Here is a 17,392-nt window from a genome sequence, read left to right on the forward strand (position 1 = left end):
GACACCGGAACGGGCAACAGGCGTGGCGCAACGATCGGGCAGTGCTGATCTTCCACTTCATGGCGGACGTGTGCCGAAATGGCTGGGCGACCGCATGACGCGTCTTGGCGCCGTGATGTGCGAGGCGATCATCCATCACTATGGCCGCAACGAATTGCTGCGGCGGCTGGCGCATCCGTTCTGGTTCCAGTCCTTCGGCGCCGTCATGGGCATGGACTGGCACTCGTCCGGCATCACGACCAGCGTTGTCGGCGCCTTGAAACGCGGCCTCACGCCGCTGTCTGGCGAACTCGGCATCCACGTCTGCGGCGGCCGTGGCGCGCATTCGCGCAAGACCCCGCACGAGCTTGCCGCCATTGGCGAGCGCATCGGCTTCGACGGCGCGCGCCTGGCCACCGTCAGCCGGCTTGTCGCCAAGGTGGACAGCGCCGCGGTCCAGGATGGTTTCGATCTCTATCTGCACGGCTTCATCGTCACCGATGACAGCGACTGGGTGGTGGTGCAGCAAGGCATGAACGGGGACAGCAAGGTGGCACGCCGCTACCATTGGCTCTCCGAAGGCCTTAAGAGCTTCGTCGATCAGCCGCACGCCGCCATTGAGGGCGCCAACCAGGGCGAGATCGTCAACCTGACCGACCATCGTGCCGAGGCCTCGCGTCTGGGCCAGCTGGATTTGCTTCAGGACCTCGGCCCGGACCGCATCCTGCGGGAATTCGCTGCCCTGAGTTCTGGCACCACATCGGCTCCGGAGCAGCCGCTGCTGCCGCATCTGGTCATGCCGGCTCACCATGATGTTCGCGAAAGCGATGTCGTTATGCGCCGCCTGCATGGAAACATGGCGGCGGCGGCCGAACGCGGCCCGGCGGATTTTTCCGAGCTTCTGCTGGTGCCCGGTGTGGGCGCGCGTACGGTGCGCGCATTGGCGCTCGTGGCCGAGGTGGTGCATGGCGCGCCGTGCCGTTTTTCCGATCCCGGCCGTTTCTCGCTCGCGCATGGCGGCAAGGACAGGCACCCGTTTCCTGTTCCGCTCAAGGTCTATGACGAGACGATAGGTGTGCTGAAGTCGGCCGTGCAGAAGGCCAAGCTTGGTCGCGAAGAGGAAATCGGCGCTCTGAGGCGGCTCGACGATCAGTCGCGGCAGGTCGAGCGGTATGTCACCGGCCCCAGCCTGAAGGAGATTGTCGCCGGCGAATTCGACCAGTCGCATCTGCTTGGCGGCCGCAGTGTCTTTGGCTGGGAGCTGGCGCCGGACAAGACGCCCGCCGAGCGAGACAAGACAGGGAAGTAGCGTCGGACGCATCGCGTCATGCCACGCGACGATACCTATAGTGATCCCGGATGAATTTGTTGAAGAAGCTGCCCTTGGAGGAAGACGTCCTGAACGCGGCATAAGTCGCAGCGGCAACGTCCATGTAGTCGTAGCGATGGCCGGTGGGCACGAACCAGACGGAGAGGATCCTGGTCGCGGGATCGTATTGTATGTTTCGGATTGCGGTCGACGGCATCTTGGCAACCTGACTGCTCAGCCAGATAAATCCGCAAGCCATGGTCTGGTTCCCTGCCGCGCTGCGCCCAGCTATCCGTCACGCAGGGAAGCGCGAGCCAGTATTGCCTCGTGGTCCGCTCCTCACCATCTAGGCGGGATGTCGCCGCTCAAATCGAAAGCTACCGCCCGCAACGTCGCACTCCAGCACGATCTCTTTGGCGATGCCTCGGATCTGCCGGAGGGGTTTGCCTATCAGGCGGGATTAATCACGCCGCAGGAAGAGACACAGCTCGCCCGGCATCTGGAAGAACTGCCTTTCCAGGCGTTCGACTTTCATGGCCACCTCGCAAACCGGCGCGTCGTCGGGTTCGGCTTGCGCTACGATTATGACCGGCGCGAAGTCGTCGAGGCGCCGCCGATCCCCGACTTCCTGTTGCCTTTGCGCGAGAAGATCGCGGCCTTTGCGCGCCGGCCTGCCGAGGCCTTCGCGCAGGTGCTGATCAATGAATACCGGCCTGGTGCCGGCATCGGCTGGCATCGCGACAAGCCGCATTTCGAAGATGTCGCTGGCGTCTCGCTGCTTGCGCCTTGCGGCTTCCGGCTTCGGCGAAAGAACGGTGACGGATGGGACCGCCGGACCATCCTGGTCGAGCCAAGGTCGGCCTATCTCATGACGGGGTCTTCGCGCACCGAATGGGAGCACAGCATCCCGCCGTTCGCCGAGCACCGCTATTCGATCACCTTGCGGACATTGCGTTCCCAAAACAGCTGAGCCCGACCGGCCAAGCGGAAATCGTCCAGGGCGAACGATCCCCGGCCAGGACCGATCGTCGTGATTCTACTTCACGCCGATCCCGGCGGTCAGGCCGCCATCGATCTTGTAGTCCGCGCCGGTACAGAAGCCTGCCTTCGACGAGCACAGGAAAGCGATGAGTTCCGCCACTTCCTCCGGCTCGCCGATCCGGCCTAGCGGATGGGCGGCGCCGAAGCGCCTGTAGGCCTCTTCGACATCGGCATCGCTGCCATTGTCGCCGCGTGCGGCTCGCTCGAGAATTGGGGTGCGGATCGAGCCCGGGCTGACCGAATTGACCCGGATGCCGGCGGCGGCGTAGTCCAGCGCCAGCGAGCGCGTGTATGGATCGCGCCCTTCGTCGTGGCATAGGCGGCTACGTTCCGCTGGCAGGCGAAGCCCTGTACCGAGGCGACATTGACGATGGCGCCGCCGCCGCGCTTGACCATCTGCGGGATGCCGAAATGCGCTGTCAGATAGATCGATCCGACATTGACGGTCATCGCCCGGTTCCAGGTTTCCCAGTCGGTCGTCGTCGCGGTTCCGTAGGGATGGACAGCCGCTGAGTTGACGATGACATCGAGGCCGCCAAATCGCTCGACCCCGTCCGCGATCGCGTCGCGGACCTGATCGGAAACCGAGACATCGACGTCCAGGATCCGCGCGGCGTGCCCGAAGCTTTCCAGTTCCGCCTTCATCGCCGCGTTCGCGGCCCGGTCGATGCCGCAGGCGATGATCGCGGCACCTCCAGCCGCAAGGCGTCTGGCGGTTGCCAGGCCAATACCGGTCGTCCCCGTCACCAATGCCACCTTACCGTCGAAATCCTTCATCGTGGGAGCTCCTTCATGCGCTATGGGAAACCGGTTCTTGGTTTGACACTCATCGTGATCAAACAATAGGTTGCCGGTCTCTTGCAAAAAGGAAAGTGGCAATGGAACAGTGTTGGCGCTGGTATGGGCCGGATGATCCGGTGACGCTTGAGCACATCAAGCAGGCTGGCGCCACCGGCGTGGTTTCAGCACTTCACCACATCTACGATGGCAGGGCCTGGCCTGAAGCCGATGTGCTCGAGCGCAAGCGCATCATCGAGGCCGCCGGCCTGACATGGTCGGTTGTCGAGAGCATCCCGGTCCACAATTCCTTCAAGATCGGCGCACCCGAACGCGAGCGCTATGCCGGCTATTATCGTGACAGCATCCGCGCGCTCGCCAGGGCCGGCATCAAGACGATCTGCTACAATTTCATGCCGGTGGTGGACTGGACCCGCACCGACCTCATGTACCGTTTGCCGACGACGGGCTACGCGCTGCGCTTCGACGCCATCGACTTTGCCGCCTACGATCTTTTCGTGCTGCAGCGCAAGAATAGCGCCGCCAGCTATACGCCGGCGCGCATTGCCGAGGGCGAGAAGCGGCTGAAGGTGCTGACGCCAGAGCGGATCGACCAGATCGAGCGCAACCTCATCGCCGGCCTGCCGGCGACCGAGCGCAGCTATAACAGGGACAGTTTTCGCGAGGCCTTGGCTGAATATGATGCGATCGGACCGACGGAGTTGCGCGACAACCTTGCCTGGTTCCTGCGCGAGATCATTCCGGCGGCCGAAGACGAGGGGGTGCGCATGTGCATCCATCCCGACGATCCGCCATTCTCGCTCTATGGCCTGCCGCGTGTCGTTTCGACTGCTGAGGATGCGCGTTTCATTCTCAATGCCGTCGACAGCCCGGCCAATGGGCTGACCTTCTGCACCGGCTCCTACGGCACGCGTGCCGACAACGACATTGTCGCCATGATCAAGGAATTCGCCGAGCGCATCCATTTCGTGCATCTGCGCAACATCACCATCGAGGAGGACGGCTCGTTCTACGAGGCTGAGCATCTCGAGGGTGGCACCGACATGGCGCACGTCATTCTTGCGTTGATGCAGGAAGAGACGCGTCGTCGCGGGAAAGGCCGTGCCGATTGGCAAATCCCGATGCGGCCGGATCACGGCCATCTGCTCGCCGACGATATCGGCAAGAAGAAGATCAATCCCGGCTACTCGTTGATCGGGCGGCTCAAGGGTCTCGCCGAACTGCGCGGCATCATGCGCGCCGTGGAGCGGTTCGGGCTGGCGTGAGCCATAGCGAAGCGGGCTGTTGTCTGCTTCTCTGGCCAGCCTGTTCCATCCCGATCTTCCCAGATTTCCCTTCCGGATCGTGCTCAGCCTGGCTCGGTGGCCAACAATTTCATTGTGCTGGCACGCAAATTTCCGAGTTCGGCGGTGTAGTGCTGACCAGCGCTCTCTGCACGCGTGCCGGCGTCCCAGGGGAGCGACTCTCGCGCCGCCAGGACCAGCCATCGGTGCAGGGCCGTGGCGTACCAGAAGGACAATGCTCTTTGACGACCTTCCCCTTCACCGAAGCCACTCCAATCCAGTTTCAGGCGCCGCTGCCGAAGACGTCGGATGTGGTGATTGTCGGCGGCGGCGTCATCGGCGTGACCGCGGCGCTGTTTCTGGCGCGGCGCAACATACCGGTGACTTTGCTGGAGAAGGGGCGCATCGCCGCCGAGCAGTCCTCGCGCAACTGGGGCTGGATACGCCAGCAGGGCCGCGACGCAGACGAACTGCCCATCGTCATCGAAGCGCAGCGTCTCTGGCGGCAACTGGCCGAGGAAAGCGGCGAAGACATAGGCTTGACACAGACGGGCGTCACCTATCTTGCGCGTACCGACAAGGAAATGGCCGGTTTCGCCAAATTCCTGAAGATAGCCGAAGCTCATGGCGTCGACACGCGTCTTCTCGACCAGGGTGAGACCGCGAGGCTGATCCCGACCATGTCACGCTCCTTCAAGGGCGCCATGACCACGCCGTCGGACATGCGTGCCGAGCCCTGGGTCGCTGTGCCGGCGCTTGCCCGCCTGGCCGCTCGCCAGGGTGTCACCATCATCGAGAACTGTGCCGCACGCATGCTCGATATCTCCGCCGGGCGCGTCAGCGGCGTCTGGACCGAACGAGGCCGCATCGCCACGTCGAGCGTGCTTGTCGCCAGCGGCGCGTGGACATCGCTATTCCTGCGCGCGCACGGAGTTTCGATCCCGCAGCTCAGTGTCCGAACGACCGTCGTGGCGACCGCGCCGATGCCGGAAATCTACGCGGGCGCCGCCGCGGACGAACACATCGCATTCCGGCGCAGAAAGGATGGCGGATACACGCTGGCGGCAGGAGGCAGCCATCTGCTCTATGTTGGGCCGGACGCTTTTCGCCACGCACCGAAATATCTGCCCGCCCTGAAGGAAAATCCGTTCGGCACGCGCTACCGGCCGGCGGCACCCCGTGCATATCCGGACGCCTGGTCGACCCCACGCAAATGGGATGCGGACAAGGAAAGCCCGTTCGAAAGGATGCGCGTTCTCAATCCTGCTCCCGAGGCCAAGGCCCTTCGCGCCATCGATGCCGGCTTCAGGGGCCTTTTCCCGCAATTCAGCGCGGTGCCGCTCAAGGCGAGCTGGGCCGGCATGATCGATGCGATGCCGGATGTCGTGCCTGTTGTCGACCGTGTGGCCGCGGTTCCGGGTCTCGTAATCGCGACAGGGATGAGCGGCCACGGCTTTGGCATAGGCCCTGGCATGGGCCGCATCCTATCCGAGTTGATCCAGGGCAACGAGACAGGACACAGCCTTCACAGGTTCCGTCTATCCCGGTTCAGCGACGGCAGCCCCATCCAGTTGGGGCCGTCGCTCTAGACCTGGCTTGTTGACTGGCCTCTGCCAGGATGTCGACATGCTGGCCGACCCTGACGAACCGCGAGACCAGCGCGGCATGATCGCGATCAGCTTTCCCTCGCGAGTGGAAAGAAATATCCCGTTGCGGCTGCAACGAAGGGCTGATTTTTCCTTCCCGGCAATCTGAAGTCGATGAGACTTGCGGGCAATGACGGCCGTCACTACGAGGATCTGCTGGAGCCGGAAATCCGGGGCGGCTGACTTTCTACCGGAAAGGACAGGATTTTCGCAGTATCGTCAGATCTTTAGAAAATCATTCGTCGTATCCGGCCCGAAATCGGTCCAAAAGAAAAAAATCCGTTCGGTGTTTTCCTCCCATTTCGCCGGACGGTGTTCCCCTCTGAAGGTTATGACCTTCTTTTTTGGCCGGGCCGCTTTCGCGCCCGGCCATTTTTCTGGGCGCCGTGCACGTTGCCGGCGCCGCGCTGATCGGGCAAGCTTCAATAAAGGCCATGCGCCAGCCATTGGCCGCAATCAGTGGAAAGAAGGAGAGGTCTCATGACATCCAAAGTCGCCGTCATCGCCGGTGCAGGCTCCGGCTTGAGCGCCTCGCTCGCGCGTCTTTTCGCGAAGGAGGGGTTCCATGTGGTCCTGGCTGCCCGCAACGTTGAAAAGCTGGAAGCCTTGCAGGCGCAGACAGGCGCGCAGGCTGTGGCAACGGATGTCTCCGACCCTGCGTCGGTGGCGCGTCTGTTCGATGTCGCCGACAAGGCCGGTCCGCTCTCGCTGGTGGTCTTCAACGCCAGCGGACGCGCCCGTGGACCGATCGCCGAGCTCGATCCCGAGACCGTCCGGCAGGCTTTGCTGGTCGGGGCTTATGGCGGTTTCCTGGTCGGCCAGCAGGCGACCCACCGGCTCCTCGCCCAGGGGGCGGGCTCGATCTTCTTCACCGGAGCGACGGCAAGCGTGAAGGGGTTCGCGGGCTCCGCCGGTTTTGCAATGCCCAAATTCGGCTTGCGCGGGCTGGCGCAGTCCATGGCGCGTGAACTGGCGCCGAAGAACATCCACGTCGCGCATTTCATCATCGATGGCGCCATTGGCTCAGCCGCGTCCGGGCAGGATTCCGAGCCGCAGGATCGCCGGCTGTCACCCGATGCGATCGCGCAGGCCTATCTCTCCATCCATCGCCAGCACCGCAGCGCCTGGACCTGGGAAATGGAACTCAGGCCCTGGGTTGAGACCTTCTGACAGGACTGGCGCAATGTGCGACTTCCGAGCGTCCTGCGGGCTCGGTTCAGAGGAGTCGACATTGCATGAGGATATCACTATATAGCGGCGGCCTCGCGGGCTCGCGTCTTGAAGCGCAACGTCCAAAGGCGGCTGTAGCGACAGCCATTGAGATGCGAAACGGACTGAAAGCCGTAAAAGATAGAAGCAATTGCTCGGAGCGGGACCGATCCCGCCAACGGTACAGTCCTTCAGAACCAGAAAATGTTCTTCATCTCTCGATTTCCTTCGGCTCTGTGGACCTTGGACGGCATCGACTTGCCGGCTGGCCGCGACTCGGCTGGAATGGGAGCATGCATCCTTTGTTGGATGCCGACGTTTATGATTACCAACCGGCTTTGCCGCAAGGGAACAGCAATATGAGTGAACACGCGATCGAATTCTTGCGGGGATGGATCGGCGAAAAGGTCCATTGCCAAGCCCATGCCAGGATCGAGAAGCAGGCCGAGACACTGGCCAAGGAATGCGCCGCCAAGGCGGCCGAGGTCGGCATCCCGTTGGAGGACATCCAGGAGGAAGTCGGCGATATTCAGGAGTTGATCGCCTCCAGGCTCGAGGAAGCCGCCGAGGCCGATGAACACCAGCAGCCTTCCAGCAAGGCCGCGGAATAAATTGAGGGTCGAAGCTGCCTGAATGCGCGGGCCATCTGGCCCGCGTTTCGTATCAGCCGAACTTTTCCTTCAGCCACGCCTTCGGCAGTGCCGGCACGAAATTGCCGTCGCGCCCGGTCATGTCGTCATTGGCGACAAGGGCGTTGAGGATCGATTCTTCCACGGTCTGGATCACCGCGTCGAAAAACGGATCGATGTCCGTATCGGGGATGAAATCGGCATTGGCGATGCGGCCCGATGGCGCCAGCGCCGCGTCGGGATTGGCTGTCGAGAAGGCGAGAAAGATATCGCCCGAGCTGTGATAGCCGAAGCCGCCGGTCATGGCGACGCCGAGCGGCACACGGCGAGCCAGCCGCTTCATCTGGTGCGGCAGGAACGGCGCGTCGGTGGCGATGACGGCAATGATGGAGCCCTTTTCGGCGCGCGGCGTTCCCTCGCGGACAGCTGGCTCGATAAGGTCCGGTCCGGCACGCAGGCCACGAAGGGTAAAATTGCGCCGCTTGCCGAAATTCGACTGCACGAAGGCGCCCACCGTGTAGCTGCGCCCTTGCCATGCGACGATGCGTGACGCCGTGCCGGAACCGGCCTTGAAGCCGAAAGTGATCATGCCGGTGCCGCCGCCGACGCTGCCTTCCTCGACCGGGCCGCCCGCCGCGCCATCGAGCGCCTCGGCGACATGCGCAAACGTCAAATGGTGGCCGTTTATGTCGTTGAGGAACCCGTCATAGGTCTCCGCCGCCACCGGCAGGTCCCAGGCACTGTCGATTGCGGCCGGCAGCGCCTGGTTCATCCAACGCAGCGTGCCGTCACGCGAAACCCCGCAGGAATGCGTGTTGGTGATGGTGATCGGGAAGTTGAAAGCGCCGGTTTCCTCGACGATATGCGAGCCGGTCAACTCACCATTGCCATTCTGGCTGAAGATGCCGGCGAAAACTGGCGCGGGCAATTCGGCACGCGGCCTCGGCAGAATGGCGGTGACGCCGGTGCGCACCGGCCCCTTGCCGACGACGAGCGCGCCATCGCCCGATATCAGCGTCGAATAGCCGACCGCGACACCGGGCACGTCGGTGATCGCATTGAACGGCCCGGGCGTTCCGTCAAAGCCGATGCCGATGCTTCGCGCGCGCGGCTTGCCTGACGGCGTTGCCAAATGATGATGCGGATTGTCGGTCATGATCTCAGAACAGCGATCCCTGTTTGCCGGGTTCCTTGGTCTTGGCCGCCGGCCTGGCAGCCGGCCTTGGCCGCGCGGTCCCGCTGGTTGCCACCGCATCCGCCGTGCCGTCCGCGAACTCCAACGACAGCGCCATCCCCGACGCCACGTCGGCCGCCTGCTTGATGACGGCGCCGTCGGCGTCCTTCACCAGCGCGAAGCCACGCGCCAGGACGGCCTTGTGGGAAAGCGTCGCCATCAGCCGGTCGGCCTGGCCAATGCGGCCGCGCAGCCGCTCCAGCCTGAGCAGTACCGCCTGGCTGCCACGTCTGGTCAGTGCCGTCAGCAAATCCCTCTGCACACGTTGCCGCCGTGCTGTCGGCTCGATGGTGATGCGACCCTGCAATAATGCCAACTGCTGCCTGTGACGCTGCAACGACGCCTTGGCGCATTTTGGCAACTGATCGGCGGCGCGGTTCAGTTCAGCGCGCCGTGCCCTCGTCAGCGCGCGCAGCGCCCCTTGCGCCCGCAAAAGGTTCCGATCGTTGGTGCGCCGCGCCTCGGCAATCCTCTGTGACAGCATCGCCGGCGTCAATTTTACGGCGAAGAATCGTGCCCGCTTGCGTTCGGTGGACACCATCAGGCCCCGGCCGAGCCGGCTCGTCGCATCATCGAGGCGCCGGCGCGGCAGCGCCAGCAATTGATCGGGCGAGGGCAGTGCGCGCGCCGCCGCGCGGGCTGCCTGCCGCTTGCGCTCGAAATTGCGCAGCACCGCGGCCTTCAGCCGCGCGCCGAGACTGGCAAGCGTCGCTTCGAGATCGGCCTTGACCGGCACGGCGATTTCGGCGGCACCCGTCGGTGTCGGCGCCCGCACATCCGCGACAAGGTCGATCAGCGTCCAGTCGGTCTCGTGGCCGACGGCGGAGATCACCGGAATGCCGGAGGCGGAAACTGCCCGCGCCAGTGTCTCGTCGTTGAAGCCCCACAGATCTTCCAGGCTGCCGCCGCCGCGCGCGACGATCAAAAGGTCGGGGCGCTGGATGGGGCCATCCCATGCCAGCGCGTTGAAGCCGGTGACGGCATTGGTCACTTCCGCGCTCGCGGTTTCGCCCTGCACGCGCACCGGCCAGACGAGCACATGCAGCGGAAAGCGGTCCTTGATGCGGTGGATGATATCGCGGATGACGGACCCGGTCGGCGAGGTGACGACACCGATGACGCACGGCATGAACGGCAGCCGGCGTTTGCGGCCCGGGTCGAAAAGCCCTTCCGCCTGCAGCCGGCGCTTGCGCTCCTCCAGCAGCGCCATCAGTGCGCCGGCGCCGGCCGGCTCGAGATTGTCGATAACGATCTGGTAGTTGGACTTGCCGGGATAGGTGGTCAGCTTGCCGGTGGCGATCACCTCCATCCCTTCCTCGGGACGGAATTTCAGCCGGCTCATCGTGCCCTTCCACACCACGGCGTCAAGCCGGGCGCGGTCGTCCTTCAGTGCGAAATAGGCATGGCCGGAGGAATGTGGGCCGCGATAGCCCGAAATTTCGCCGCGCACCCGCACATTGCCGAAGACGTCCTCGACCGTGCGCTTCAGCGCGCCGGAAATCTCGCTCACCGTGTATTCGGTGGCGTTGGTGCGTGATTCGGATGCTGCTTCGCTCATCGGCCGATTGGGGGCTGGTTGGCGCCCCACGTCAAGACGCCCATGTCAGGCCAGCCATTCATGACCTGGTGCCTGATCCTTTCTACCAGCCTGGCAGGATCTGGTTCGGCCTGGTCCGCTTCATCTTGGTGAAGGCGAGGGCGGCGAAGTCGAAGGTTCCCGCCTCTTCGCCGAGGGGCACCGAAATATTGTCCAGGCTTTCCGAAATATGGCGGGCAAGCGCGTCGACGATCTCCGGCCGCGACGTCTGGCCGCGCATGATGCCGATGCGGCAATCGGGCAGTGCGCCGAAGCCATCGGCTTCGCCCAGCACGCGCATGCCGGGCCTGAGCGCGCATTCCGGCAGCACGGATATCGCGAGGCCAGACAGCACCGCGGCGGTGATGACGGTTGCCGAGAAGCTGGTGAACAGGATGCGATACTCGCGGTTCTGCTGGTCCAGCACATCGACGGCGGCGCGCCGCCAGATGCAATTCGGCCGGCCAAAGGCCATCGGCAGGATTTCCTGCTCGTGCGTCGCATGGTTGGCCGAAGAAACCCACAGCAGCGGTTCGCGCCGCACGACTTCCGATTGGCCGCGGACATCATTGTGCGTCACCAGCGCCAGGTCGAGATTGCCGCGCTTGATATGCTCGACCAGCCCCGGCGTCGGCTCGCAGATCACGGTCAGTTCGACCCGCGGATTGGAGCGCGTGAAGCGCGCCATGATCTCCGGCAGGAAACGGTCGGCATAGTCGTCCGGCGTGCCGATGCGGATCGTGCCTTCGAGCCGCTGGTCGTCGAAGGCGGCGAGTGTTTCGCGGTTGAGATAGAGCAGCCGTCTTGCGTAGGAGAGCAGCTTGTCGCCTTCCTCCGTCAGCCTGTTGCTGCGCCCGTCCTTCTCGAACAGCGGCTTGCCGATCCGCTCCTCCAGCCGGCGCATCTGCATCGACACGGCCGACTGGGTGCGATGCACATCTTCCGCCGCGCGAGTGAAACTGCCGGTATCGGCGATCGAGATGAAGGTCTGCAACTGATCGAGATCGAGTGGCGCTTTCATCGAGATGATCCATCATTGATGTTGATGCCTAGGATTAGAAACATTCGTTAGATTAATCAATCGGTCGATGGCAAATTGGCATTGTCCACATGAAAGCATGTGAATCGAGACCGGAGCGGCACCTGTGACAGGCGCCGCTTGCCCGGCTTCGTCCGCTCGACTCCGAAGGAGGCTGACATGACCACGATCGATTTCGCCACCGAGACCTCGCGCATCGTCACGCGTCCGGCCGTTGCGACGCGCGTGGCGAATACCGTCTCCAACGCCTACCGCGCCTGGAAAAATCGCCGCGCCTTCTATCGCCTTGGCGAGATGTCGGATGCCGAGCTCGCCGATATCGGCCTGACGCGCGCCGACCTGCATGTCGCCATCGACGTGCCGTTTGGCCGCGACCCGACGGTGATCTTGCGTGAAATTGCCAGCGATCGCGTCGAAACGATCGAGGACATCGCCCGCAAGGTGGCCTGATTGGTTCAGTTTCGGTCTCGTTGAACCTTTTGAGAGGTCAGCACGACCAAGGTTCTGCAGGCTCCCCACTCCCTGCCGGTTCCCCGCCGGCCTGCCTGCACATTGCCCGGTCCTCCCAAGGATCGGGCTCTTCTTTTTCGGCTTGCTCGAAAATGGTGGGTTGTAGCGTGGCGCCCTACCGGCGGTCCATGTCCCGCTTGAACTGGTCAAAGATCGTTTCCACGCCTTTCTGGTACTCGTCGCGCTGCTGCGCGCCGGTCTCGAACATCTTGCCGAAGATATCGTCGAATGGATTCCTCGGCCTGCCGCTCGGGTTGGTCTGCGGCTGTGGTGCCTGACGCTGCTGCGGTGCCTCGGGCGTCGGCTGTTCGCCGCCAAATCCACCCCCGCCGCGCAGCATCTCCTCGAACATCTTTCCCAGCGGGTTGTCGCCGTAGGGGCTCTGTGTCTGCTGCGGCTGCGGCCGGTTCTGTGGTTGCTGGGCAGCGCCACCGAACATGTCCTGCAGCACCTTGCCGAGCGGATTGTCGCCATAGGGATTGGGAGCCGGCTGCTGCCGGCCTTGCGTTTGCGGCGTGCCGCCAAACATATCCTGCAAGACCTTGCCAAGCGGGTTGTCCATCGGGGCCTGGGGCGGCGGCGCCTGCATGCCGCCGCTCTGCCGCATCATCTGCTCGATGATCTGGCCGAGCGGATTGTTGCCGCCGCCGAAGCCGCCTGCGGGCTGCATCGGACCTCCCGTCAACTGGTCCGTCGTCTGCTTGAACAGGCCGCCCATCACCATCGAGGCGATCGCGGGAAGCATCTGCTGCAGGATCTGCTGGCTGACGCCGCTCGCTTGCGCTGCCTGGCTGGCGACGGCGCGCGAAAGCTCTTTCGAGCCGAACAGGTGTCCCAGAATGCCATTGCCTTCGTCGACGCCTTGCGGCGAGAAGGCGCGCGTCGCATCCTCGAAATACTTGGCGTGCTGGCCGCTGGCCATCGCGGTCATGAAGGCGCCGAGCCCGTAGGGATCGGCGGTGTTGCGCTGCAACCCTTGCGAAAAAGCCGGCAGCAGCGCGGCGACCGCCGCCTGCGTCTGCTGCATCGAAAGCCCGTATTGCTGAGCAAGCGCCTGCATGCCGTTGCCGTTCTGGGCCTGCGTCAGCATGTCGAACAAGGTGGGCATCGGCTTCTCCTCCGGGAAATCCCCAGCTGAGAGCCTAGTTCGTTTCATCACTCTATTGAAGCGGGTTTTGCCGCTCCTCGACGCGCCGGGTCAGTAGGCGTATTCCATGAACACCGGTTCGATCGAGCCGCCCCAGCGCGTGTGGTAGGCCGACAGCATCTCCTCGGCGCTGGTGGTGCCGCGCGCCACGACCTCGTCGAGCGTGTTGAGGAACGAGGTCTCGTCGTAGCCGTCGCGGTTCTTCTTGCCGCGGTTCTTCAGCCCCAGGCGCGAAATGGCCAGCACATCGCGCGCCATCTCGCGCAGCGTGGCGTTGCGGAAGGGCGCGGAAATACCCAACTCCGGCACGGCGTTGCGCATTGCCAGCACTTCCTTGTAGGTCCAGCTGGAGGTCAGCGCCTCCGCCGCGTCGAGCGCCGCCGGGTCATAGAGCAGCCCGACCCAGAAAGCCGGCAACGCGCAGATGCGCCGCCACGGCCCGCCATCGGCGCCGCGCATCTCCAGGAAACGCTTCAGCCGCACATCGGGGAACAGGGTCGACAGGTGGTTCGCCCAGTCGCCCATCGTCGGCAGACCGTTGGGCACTTCATTGCGCGCGGCGCCGGCCATGAACTGGCGGAAGGTGATGTGCGTCATATCGTGATAGCGGCCGTCGCGAATGACGAAATACATCGGCACGTCGAGCGCCCATTCGACATAATCGGCGAAACCGAAATCGGGCGAGAAGCAGAATTCGAGCAGTCCGGAGCGCTGGTTGTCGGTGTCGCGCCAGATGTCGCCACGCCAGCTCTGCAGGCCGTTTGGGCGGCTCTCGGTGAAAGGTGAGTTGGCGAACAGCGCCGTCGACAGCGGCTGCAGTTTCAGCGACACCTGCATCTTGCGGCGCATGTCGGCTTCGCTCTCGAAGTCGAGGTTCACCTGGATCGTGCAGGTTCGGTACATCATGTCGAGGCCCTTGGTGCCGACCTTGGGCATGTAGCGCGTCATGATCTCATAGCGCGACTTCGGCATTTTCGGCGTCTCGGCCAGCGACCATTTCGGGCTGCCGCCAAGGCCGAGGAAGCGGATACCCATCGGCTCGGCGATCTCGCGCACCTGCGCCAGATGGGCATTGCCCTCGCGACAGGTCTGGTGGATTGTCTCCAGCGGTGCGCCGGAAAGCTCGAACTGGCCGCCGGGCTCGAGCGATATCGCCCCTTGTCCCGTCGGCTCGACCAGGCCGATGATGCGGCCATCATCGATGATCGGGTCCCAGCCGAGCTTGTTTTGCATGCCTTCGAGGATGGCGCGGATACCGCGTTCGCCGCCATAGGGCACCGGTGCGTTGCCATCGACATAGAACGGAAATTTCTCGTGCTCGGTGCCGATGCGCCACTTGTCACGTGGTTTGTTGCCCTCGGCCAGGTGCTCGACGAGTTCGTCGACGCCTTCGATGGGCCGGAAATCGGTTGTGTCGCGCGCCATGATCAAGCCCTCAAGAGCAGCCGGAGGGCCGCCGGGGGTAAATGGACGAAATGTCAGCAGCCGATCAAGCGAAAAATCCTGAGCCAGAGGTCAAGAGGAATTGAAGAGCGCGCCTTCTTGCTCGGAGGGAGAAAGAAGAGCCTCACCAATCTCCGATCGTTGCCTGCATGACGGCAAGTGCGGCCACGGCCGCCGTGTCGGCGCGCAGGATGCGCGGCCCGAGCGGAATGGCGGTCACGAAGGGCAGAGCGCGCAGCATCTTGCGCTCGTCATCGGAAAAGCCGCCTTCCGGCCCGACCAGCAGCGCCAGCTTCTTCTCCTTCAATTGCTGCAAGGCCGGCAGCGGATTGTTGGTCGAGGCGTCCTCGTCGCAGAAGATCAGCCGCCGCTCCTTGTCCCACCCGGTCAGCAGGCGTTCGAGCTTTTCCGCCTCGCGAAGCTCCGGCACCGCCAGGATGCCGCACTGCTCGGCGGCCTCGACGACATTGGCGCGCAGGCGATCGATGGACGGCTTGGCCACTTGCGTGTGCTGGGTGATGACCGGCTGCAAAATACCTGCGCCCATCTCGACCGCCTTCTGCACGAGATAGTCGAGGCGGCCCTGCTTCAACGGCGCGAAACAGTAGATGAGGTCGGGCAGCGGCGGTTGCGGCCGCTGTTTCTGCACGACCTTGAGCTTGATAGCCTTCTTGGATTTGGCGGCAATGGCCGCTGACCATTCGCCGTCACGGCCGTTGAACAGCAGGACTTCCGCGCCTTCGCCGAGCCGCAGCACGTGCATCAAATAGTGACTTTGCTGCTGGCTGGGGTCGAGCTCGATATCTGACCCGAGATCATCAGGCACAAACAGGCGTTGCATCTTGTAATTGGCGCGCATGGCCGAGGAATGGGCGAGCCGGCCGCTGGCGTCAAGCCTCGGCGCACGGATGCCACACCGGGCGAAAGCCATGATGCAGGACGGCAAGCGTCGTCGCCGGTGTCAGCAATGAAAGTGCCTTGCCTTCGAGCGAACTGAAATCAGTGGGTGGACCATATCCACCAAAGGACCAACGCAAGCCGTTGCCCCCGCGCAGGGCATAAGCGTTGCTTCCCTCCGCCACCATTGCGCCGTCCGGCAGGCGGGCAAGGTCTTCGATAGTAACCATCGGCGGCCTGCCACCCGAAGCCAGCCGCTCCTTGTGCAATCGCTTGTCGACCTGCGGGGCGCGCGGTTCGGCAATACCGAAGGCCTTGCCGAAGTGGCCGACAAAATCCCTGGCCCGTTCGCGCTGGCAGAAGAAGCAGGGCCGGTGCCCCGCAGCCAACGCCGTGACCTCGTCCAGGAAAAACAGCTCGGTCCAGCCGGTCTTGCCACCCGGCCGGTTGCGGCCCATCGGCTCGCGCCGTACGTTGCGGAACTGGCACACGCAGATGATCCAGGCCTGCAGGGCCCAGCGTTTCTTCAACAGGGTCTTCGTTTCGGGATCATGGATGATGCCGCGATTGCCGGTGAACAGGCCGCGCTCTGGCACGGCGCGGATGGCGCCGAACGGATCGACCCGGTTCTGCAGTGGCATAGTTCTCTCCCAGGATACGCATCTTGGCTGCAACGCTGGCGGCATGGTATCGCTCCCCGCATCATTTTCATGTCAGCAGGGTTTGCGGATGCGGGTGCTGGTGGTCCAGAACTACGACAATACCGGCCTCGGTCAGGTTGGTGCCGCCCTTGCGGAAGCGGGTGCCGATCTCGATGTGCGCCTGCCCTACAAGGGCGATCCGTTGCCTGACGATGCAGCCGGGCACGATGCCATGGTGGTGCTCGGCGGCGGCCAGAATGCATTGGCCGACGATGAATATCCCTATTTCCCCGCGCTGCTCGAACTGACCCGCGATTTCGCCGGCAAGGACCGCGCGGTGCTCGGCATCTGCCTCGGCAGCCAACTTGTCGCCCGTGCCTTCGGCGGCGAGAACCGCATCGGCGGCGCCAACGAATTCGGCTGGCACGGCGTTTCGCTGACGCCGGACGCCAAGGCCGATCCGGTATTGGCCGCGCTGCCGGAAAAGTTCCCGATCTTCCAGTGGCACGATGACACGTTCGAACTGCCGGAAAACGCCGTGCGGCTCGCCGGCAATGACGTCGCCGAAAATCAGGCGTTTCGGGTCGGCCGCGCGGTCTACGGCTTCCAGTTCCATTTCGAGGCCGACCGGCCGATGGTCAAGGACTGGAGTTCCTTCTTCGCGCCTGTTATCGCCGCGCGCCATCCCGACTGGGCCGGCAAGCTGGACGGCGAAATGGCCCGTAACGGCCCCGACGCGGATGCCGCCGGCCTTGCCATTGCTCGCGCCTGGGTCGCGACCATCTGAGCATCCGCCCTCCGCAGCCCGCCGCGTGACATAATTGGCACGCGGCCCTGAATCAGTCTGGGGAAAACACTTTTCATCCTTGGCTTGTGTCCGCCCGCTATCCTAGAAGGCGCGCGCTCTGCATCGGCTGTGCAACCGCGATGAACCTTTTGTGTGACCCGTGCGACACACCTCCGATACAGAACATGCCTAGAAGCCCGAAATCGCCGAAAATTTGAAGCGAA

The 17,392-nt window shown here is 63.8% G+C and carries 17 protein-coding genes and 1 pseudogene; 9 read left to right on the forward strand and 9 right to left on the reverse strand.

Annotated elements, in window-relative coordinates:
- Window positions 1–22: 22 nt before the first annotated feature.
- A complete protein-coding gene (locus FJ938_RS11790) occupies window positions 23–1,288 on the forward strand; it encodes a DUF763 domain-containing protein (RefSeq protein WP_140693901.1) in 1,266 nt (421 codons plus the stop codon).
- Window positions 1,289–1,304: 16 nt separating this feature from the next.
- Here FJ938_RS11790 and FJ938_RS11795 read toward each other — a convergent pair whose 3' ends face one another.
- On the reverse strand, window positions 1,305–1,547 hold the full coding sequence (locus FJ938_RS11795; RefSeq protein WP_348642278.1) for a KTSC domain-containing protein: 243 nt from the start codon (window positions 1,545–1,547) through the stop codon (window positions 1,305–1,307).
- 96 nt (window positions 1,548–1,643) lie between these two features.
- Here FJ938_RS11795 and FJ938_RS11800 point away from each other — a divergent pair, with 96 nt between their 5' ends.
- Complete coding sequence (locus FJ938_RS11800) at window positions 1,644–2,258, forward strand: alpha-ketoglutarate-dependent dioxygenase AlkB (RefSeq protein WP_140693819.1); 615 nt, start codon at window positions 1,644–1,646, stop codon at window positions 2,256–2,258.
- Between the two features lie 66 nt (window positions 2,259–2,324).
- On the opposite strand, the pseudogene FJ938_RS11805 reads toward FJ938_RS11800, so the two are convergent.
- Window positions 2,325–3,106: pseudogene (locus FJ938_RS11805) on the reverse strand (SDR family oxidoreductase).
- 101 nt (window positions 3,107–3,207) lie between these two features.
- On the opposite strand from FJ938_RS11805, the gene uxuA reads away from it, so the two are divergent.
- The 5 genes from uxuA (at window position 3,208) to FJ938_RS29895 (ending at window position 7,876) form a co-directional block, all read left to right on the forward strand.
- Window positions 3,208–4,392 carry a mannonate dehydratase gene (gene uxuA / locus FJ938_RS11810; RefSeq protein ID WP_140610946.1) on the forward strand — a complete coding sequence of 395 codons (1,185 nt, stop codon included), beginning with the start codon at window positions 3,208–3,210 and terminating at the stop codon, window positions 4,390–4,392.
- A 260-nt stretch (window positions 4,393–4,652) separates the two neighbouring features.
- A complete protein-coding gene (locus FJ938_RS11815; protein WP_140693822.1) occupies window positions 4,653–5,999 on the forward strand; it encodes an FAD-binding oxidoreductase in 1,347 nt (448 codons plus the stop codon).
- A gap of 37 nt (window positions 6,000–6,036) precedes the next feature.
- Window positions 6,037–6,165 (forward strand): hypothetical protein, encoded by a 129-nt coding sequence (locus FJ938_RS30255; RefSeq protein ID WP_281407039.1) that lies wholly within the window; start codon window positions 6,037–6,039, stop codon window positions 6,163–6,165.
- Between the two features lie 371 nt (window positions 6,166–6,536).
- Entirely contained in the window at window positions 6,537–7,226 is a 690-nt protein-coding gene (locus FJ938_RS11820) for an SDR family NAD(P)-dependent oxidoreductase (RefSeq protein WP_140610943.1), read from the forward strand.
- 65 nt (window positions 7,227–7,291) lie between these two features.
- Window positions 7,292–7,876 carry a hypothetical protein gene (locus tag FJ938_RS29895; RefSeq protein ID WP_246671552.1) on the forward strand — a complete coding sequence of 195 codons (585 nt, stop codon included), beginning with the start codon at window positions 7,292–7,294 and terminating at the stop codon, window positions 7,874–7,876.
- 52 nt (window positions 7,877–7,928) lie between these two features.
- On the opposite strand, the gene FJ938_RS11830 is transcribed toward FJ938_RS29895, so the two are convergent.
- The 3 genes from FJ938_RS11830 to FJ938_RS11840 form a co-directional block, all read right to left on the reverse strand.
- Window positions 7,929–9,050 carry a P1 family peptidase gene (locus FJ938_RS11830; RefSeq protein WP_140693824.1) on the reverse strand — a complete coding sequence of 374 codons (1,122 nt, stop codon included), beginning with the start codon at window positions 9,048–9,050 and terminating at the stop codon, window positions 7,929–7,931.
- A gap of 4 nt (window positions 9,051–9,054) precedes the next feature.
- Window positions 9,055–10,686, reverse strand: coding sequence for an exodeoxyribonuclease VII large subunit (xseA, locus tag FJ938_RS11835; protein WP_140693827.1), 1,632 nt, complete (start codon window positions 10,684–10,686; stop codon window positions 9,055–9,057).
- A gap of 82 nt (window positions 10,687–10,768) precedes the next feature.
- Window positions 10,769–11,725 (reverse strand): LysR substrate-binding domain-containing protein, encoded by a 957-nt coding sequence (locus tag FJ938_RS11840; RefSeq protein ID WP_140693829.1) that lies wholly within the window; start codon window positions 11,723–11,725, stop codon window positions 10,769–10,771.
- A 177-nt stretch (window positions 11,726–11,902) separates the two neighbouring features.
- Here FJ938_RS11840 and FJ938_RS11845 point away from each other — a divergent pair, with 177 nt between their 5' ends.
- A complete protein-coding gene (locus tag FJ938_RS11845; RefSeq protein ID WP_140693832.1) occupies window positions 11,903–12,193 on the forward strand; it encodes a DUF1127 domain-containing protein in 291 nt (96 codons plus the stop codon).
- 175 nt (window positions 12,194–12,368) lie between these two features.
- Here the strand turns inward: FJ938_RS11845 and FJ938_RS11850 are convergent, their stop codons facing one another.
- The 4 genes from FJ938_RS11850 to FJ938_RS11865 form a co-directional block, all read right to left on the reverse strand.
- Entirely contained in the window at window positions 12,369–13,361 is a 993-nt protein-coding gene (locus tag FJ938_RS11850; RefSeq protein ID WP_140693834.1) for a DUF937 domain-containing protein, read from the reverse strand.
- 90 nt (window positions 13,362–13,451) lie between these two features.
- Window positions 13,452–14,825: a glutamate--cysteine ligase gene (locus tag FJ938_RS11855; protein ID WP_140693837.1), complete on the reverse strand. Its 1,374-nt coding sequence runs from the start codon at window positions 14,823–14,825 to the stop codon at window positions 13,452–13,454.
- Window positions 14,826–14,967: 142 nt separating this feature from the next.
- Window positions 14,968–15,702, reverse strand: a complete 735-nt coding sequence (locus FJ938_RS11860; protein ID WP_140693904.1) for a 16S rRNA (uracil(1498)-N(3))-methyltransferase — start codon at window positions 15,700–15,702, stop codon at window positions 14,968–14,970.
- 31 nt (window positions 15,703–15,733) lie between these two features.
- Window positions 15,734–16,381, reverse strand: a complete 648-nt coding sequence (locus FJ938_RS11865; RefSeq protein WP_140693839.1) for a hypothetical protein — start codon at window positions 16,379–16,381, stop codon at window positions 15,734–15,736.
- An 88-nt stretch (window positions 16,382–16,469) separates the two neighbouring features.
- Between FJ938_RS11865 and FJ938_RS11870 the strand changes: the two genes are divergently transcribed.
- Window positions 16,470–17,168, forward strand: coding sequence for a type 1 glutamine amidotransferase (locus FJ938_RS11870; protein ID WP_140693841.1), 699 nt, complete (start codon window positions 16,470–16,472; stop codon window positions 17,166–17,168).
- Window positions 17,169–17,392 lie beyond the last annotated feature (224 nt).

The organism is Mesorhizobium sp. B2-4-14 (genome assembly GCF_006442155.1).
In the GTDB taxonomy this organism is placed as follows: domain Bacteria; phylum Pseudomonadota; class Alphaproteobacteria; order Rhizobiales; family Rhizobiaceae; genus Mesorhizobium.

Coding starts and splice junctions, on each gene's coding strand:
- uxuA (WP_140610946.1), top strand. CDS start 3,208: ATGGAACAGTGTTGGCGCTGGTATGGGCCGGATGATCCGGTGACGCTT.
- FJ938_RS29895 (WP_246671552.1), top strand. CDS start 7,292: ATGAGGATATCACTATATAGCGGCGGCCTCGCGGGCTCGCGTCTTGAA.
- FJ938_RS11800 (WP_140693819.1), top strand. CDS start 1,644: ATGTCGCCGCTCAAATCGAAAGCTACCGCCCGCAACGTCGCACTCCAG.
- FJ938_RS11840 (WP_140693829.1), bottom strand. CDS start 11,725: ATGAAAGCGCCACTCGATCTCGATCAGTTGCAGACCTTCATCTCGATC.
- FJ938_RS11795 (WP_348642278.1), bottom strand. CDS start 1,547: ATGGCTTGCGGATTTATCTGGCTGAGCAGTCAGGTTGCCAAGATGCCG.
- FJ938_RS11820 (WP_140610943.1), top strand. CDS start 6,537: ATGACATCCAAAGTCGCCGTCATCGCCGGTGCAGGCTCCGGCTTGAGC.
- FJ938_RS30255 (WP_281407039.1), top strand. CDS start 6,037: ATGCTGGCCGACCCTGACGAACCGCGAGACCAGCGCGGCATGATCGCG.
- FJ938_RS11865 (WP_140693839.1), bottom strand. CDS start 16,381: ATGCCACTGCAGAACCGGGTCGATCCGTTCGGCGCCATCCGCGCCGTG.
- FJ938_RS11845 (WP_140693832.1), top strand. CDS start 11,903: ATGACCACGATCGATTTCGCCACCGAGACCTCGCGCATCGTCACGCGT.
- FJ938_RS11830 (WP_140693824.1), bottom strand. CDS start 9,050: ATGACCGACAATCCGCATCATCATTTGGCAACGCCGTCAGGCAAGCCG.
- FJ938_RS11860 (WP_140693904.1), bottom strand. CDS start 15,702: ATGCGCGCCAATTACAAGATGCAACGCCTGTTTGTGCCTGATGATCTC.
- FJ938_RS11870 (WP_140693841.1), top strand. CDS start 16,470: ATGCGGGTGCTGGTGGTCCAGAACTACGACAATACCGGCCTCGGTCAG.
- FJ938_RS11855 (WP_140693837.1), bottom strand. CDS start 14,825: ATGGCGCGCGACACAACCGATTTCCGGCCCATCGAAGGCGTCGACGAA.
- FJ938_RS11850 (WP_140693834.1), bottom strand. CDS start 13,361: ATGCCCACCTTGTTCGACATGCTGACGCAGGCCCAGAACGGCAACGGC.
- xseA (WP_140693827.1), bottom strand. CDS start 10,686: ATGAGCGAAGCAGCATCCGAATCACGCACCAACGCCACCGAATACACG.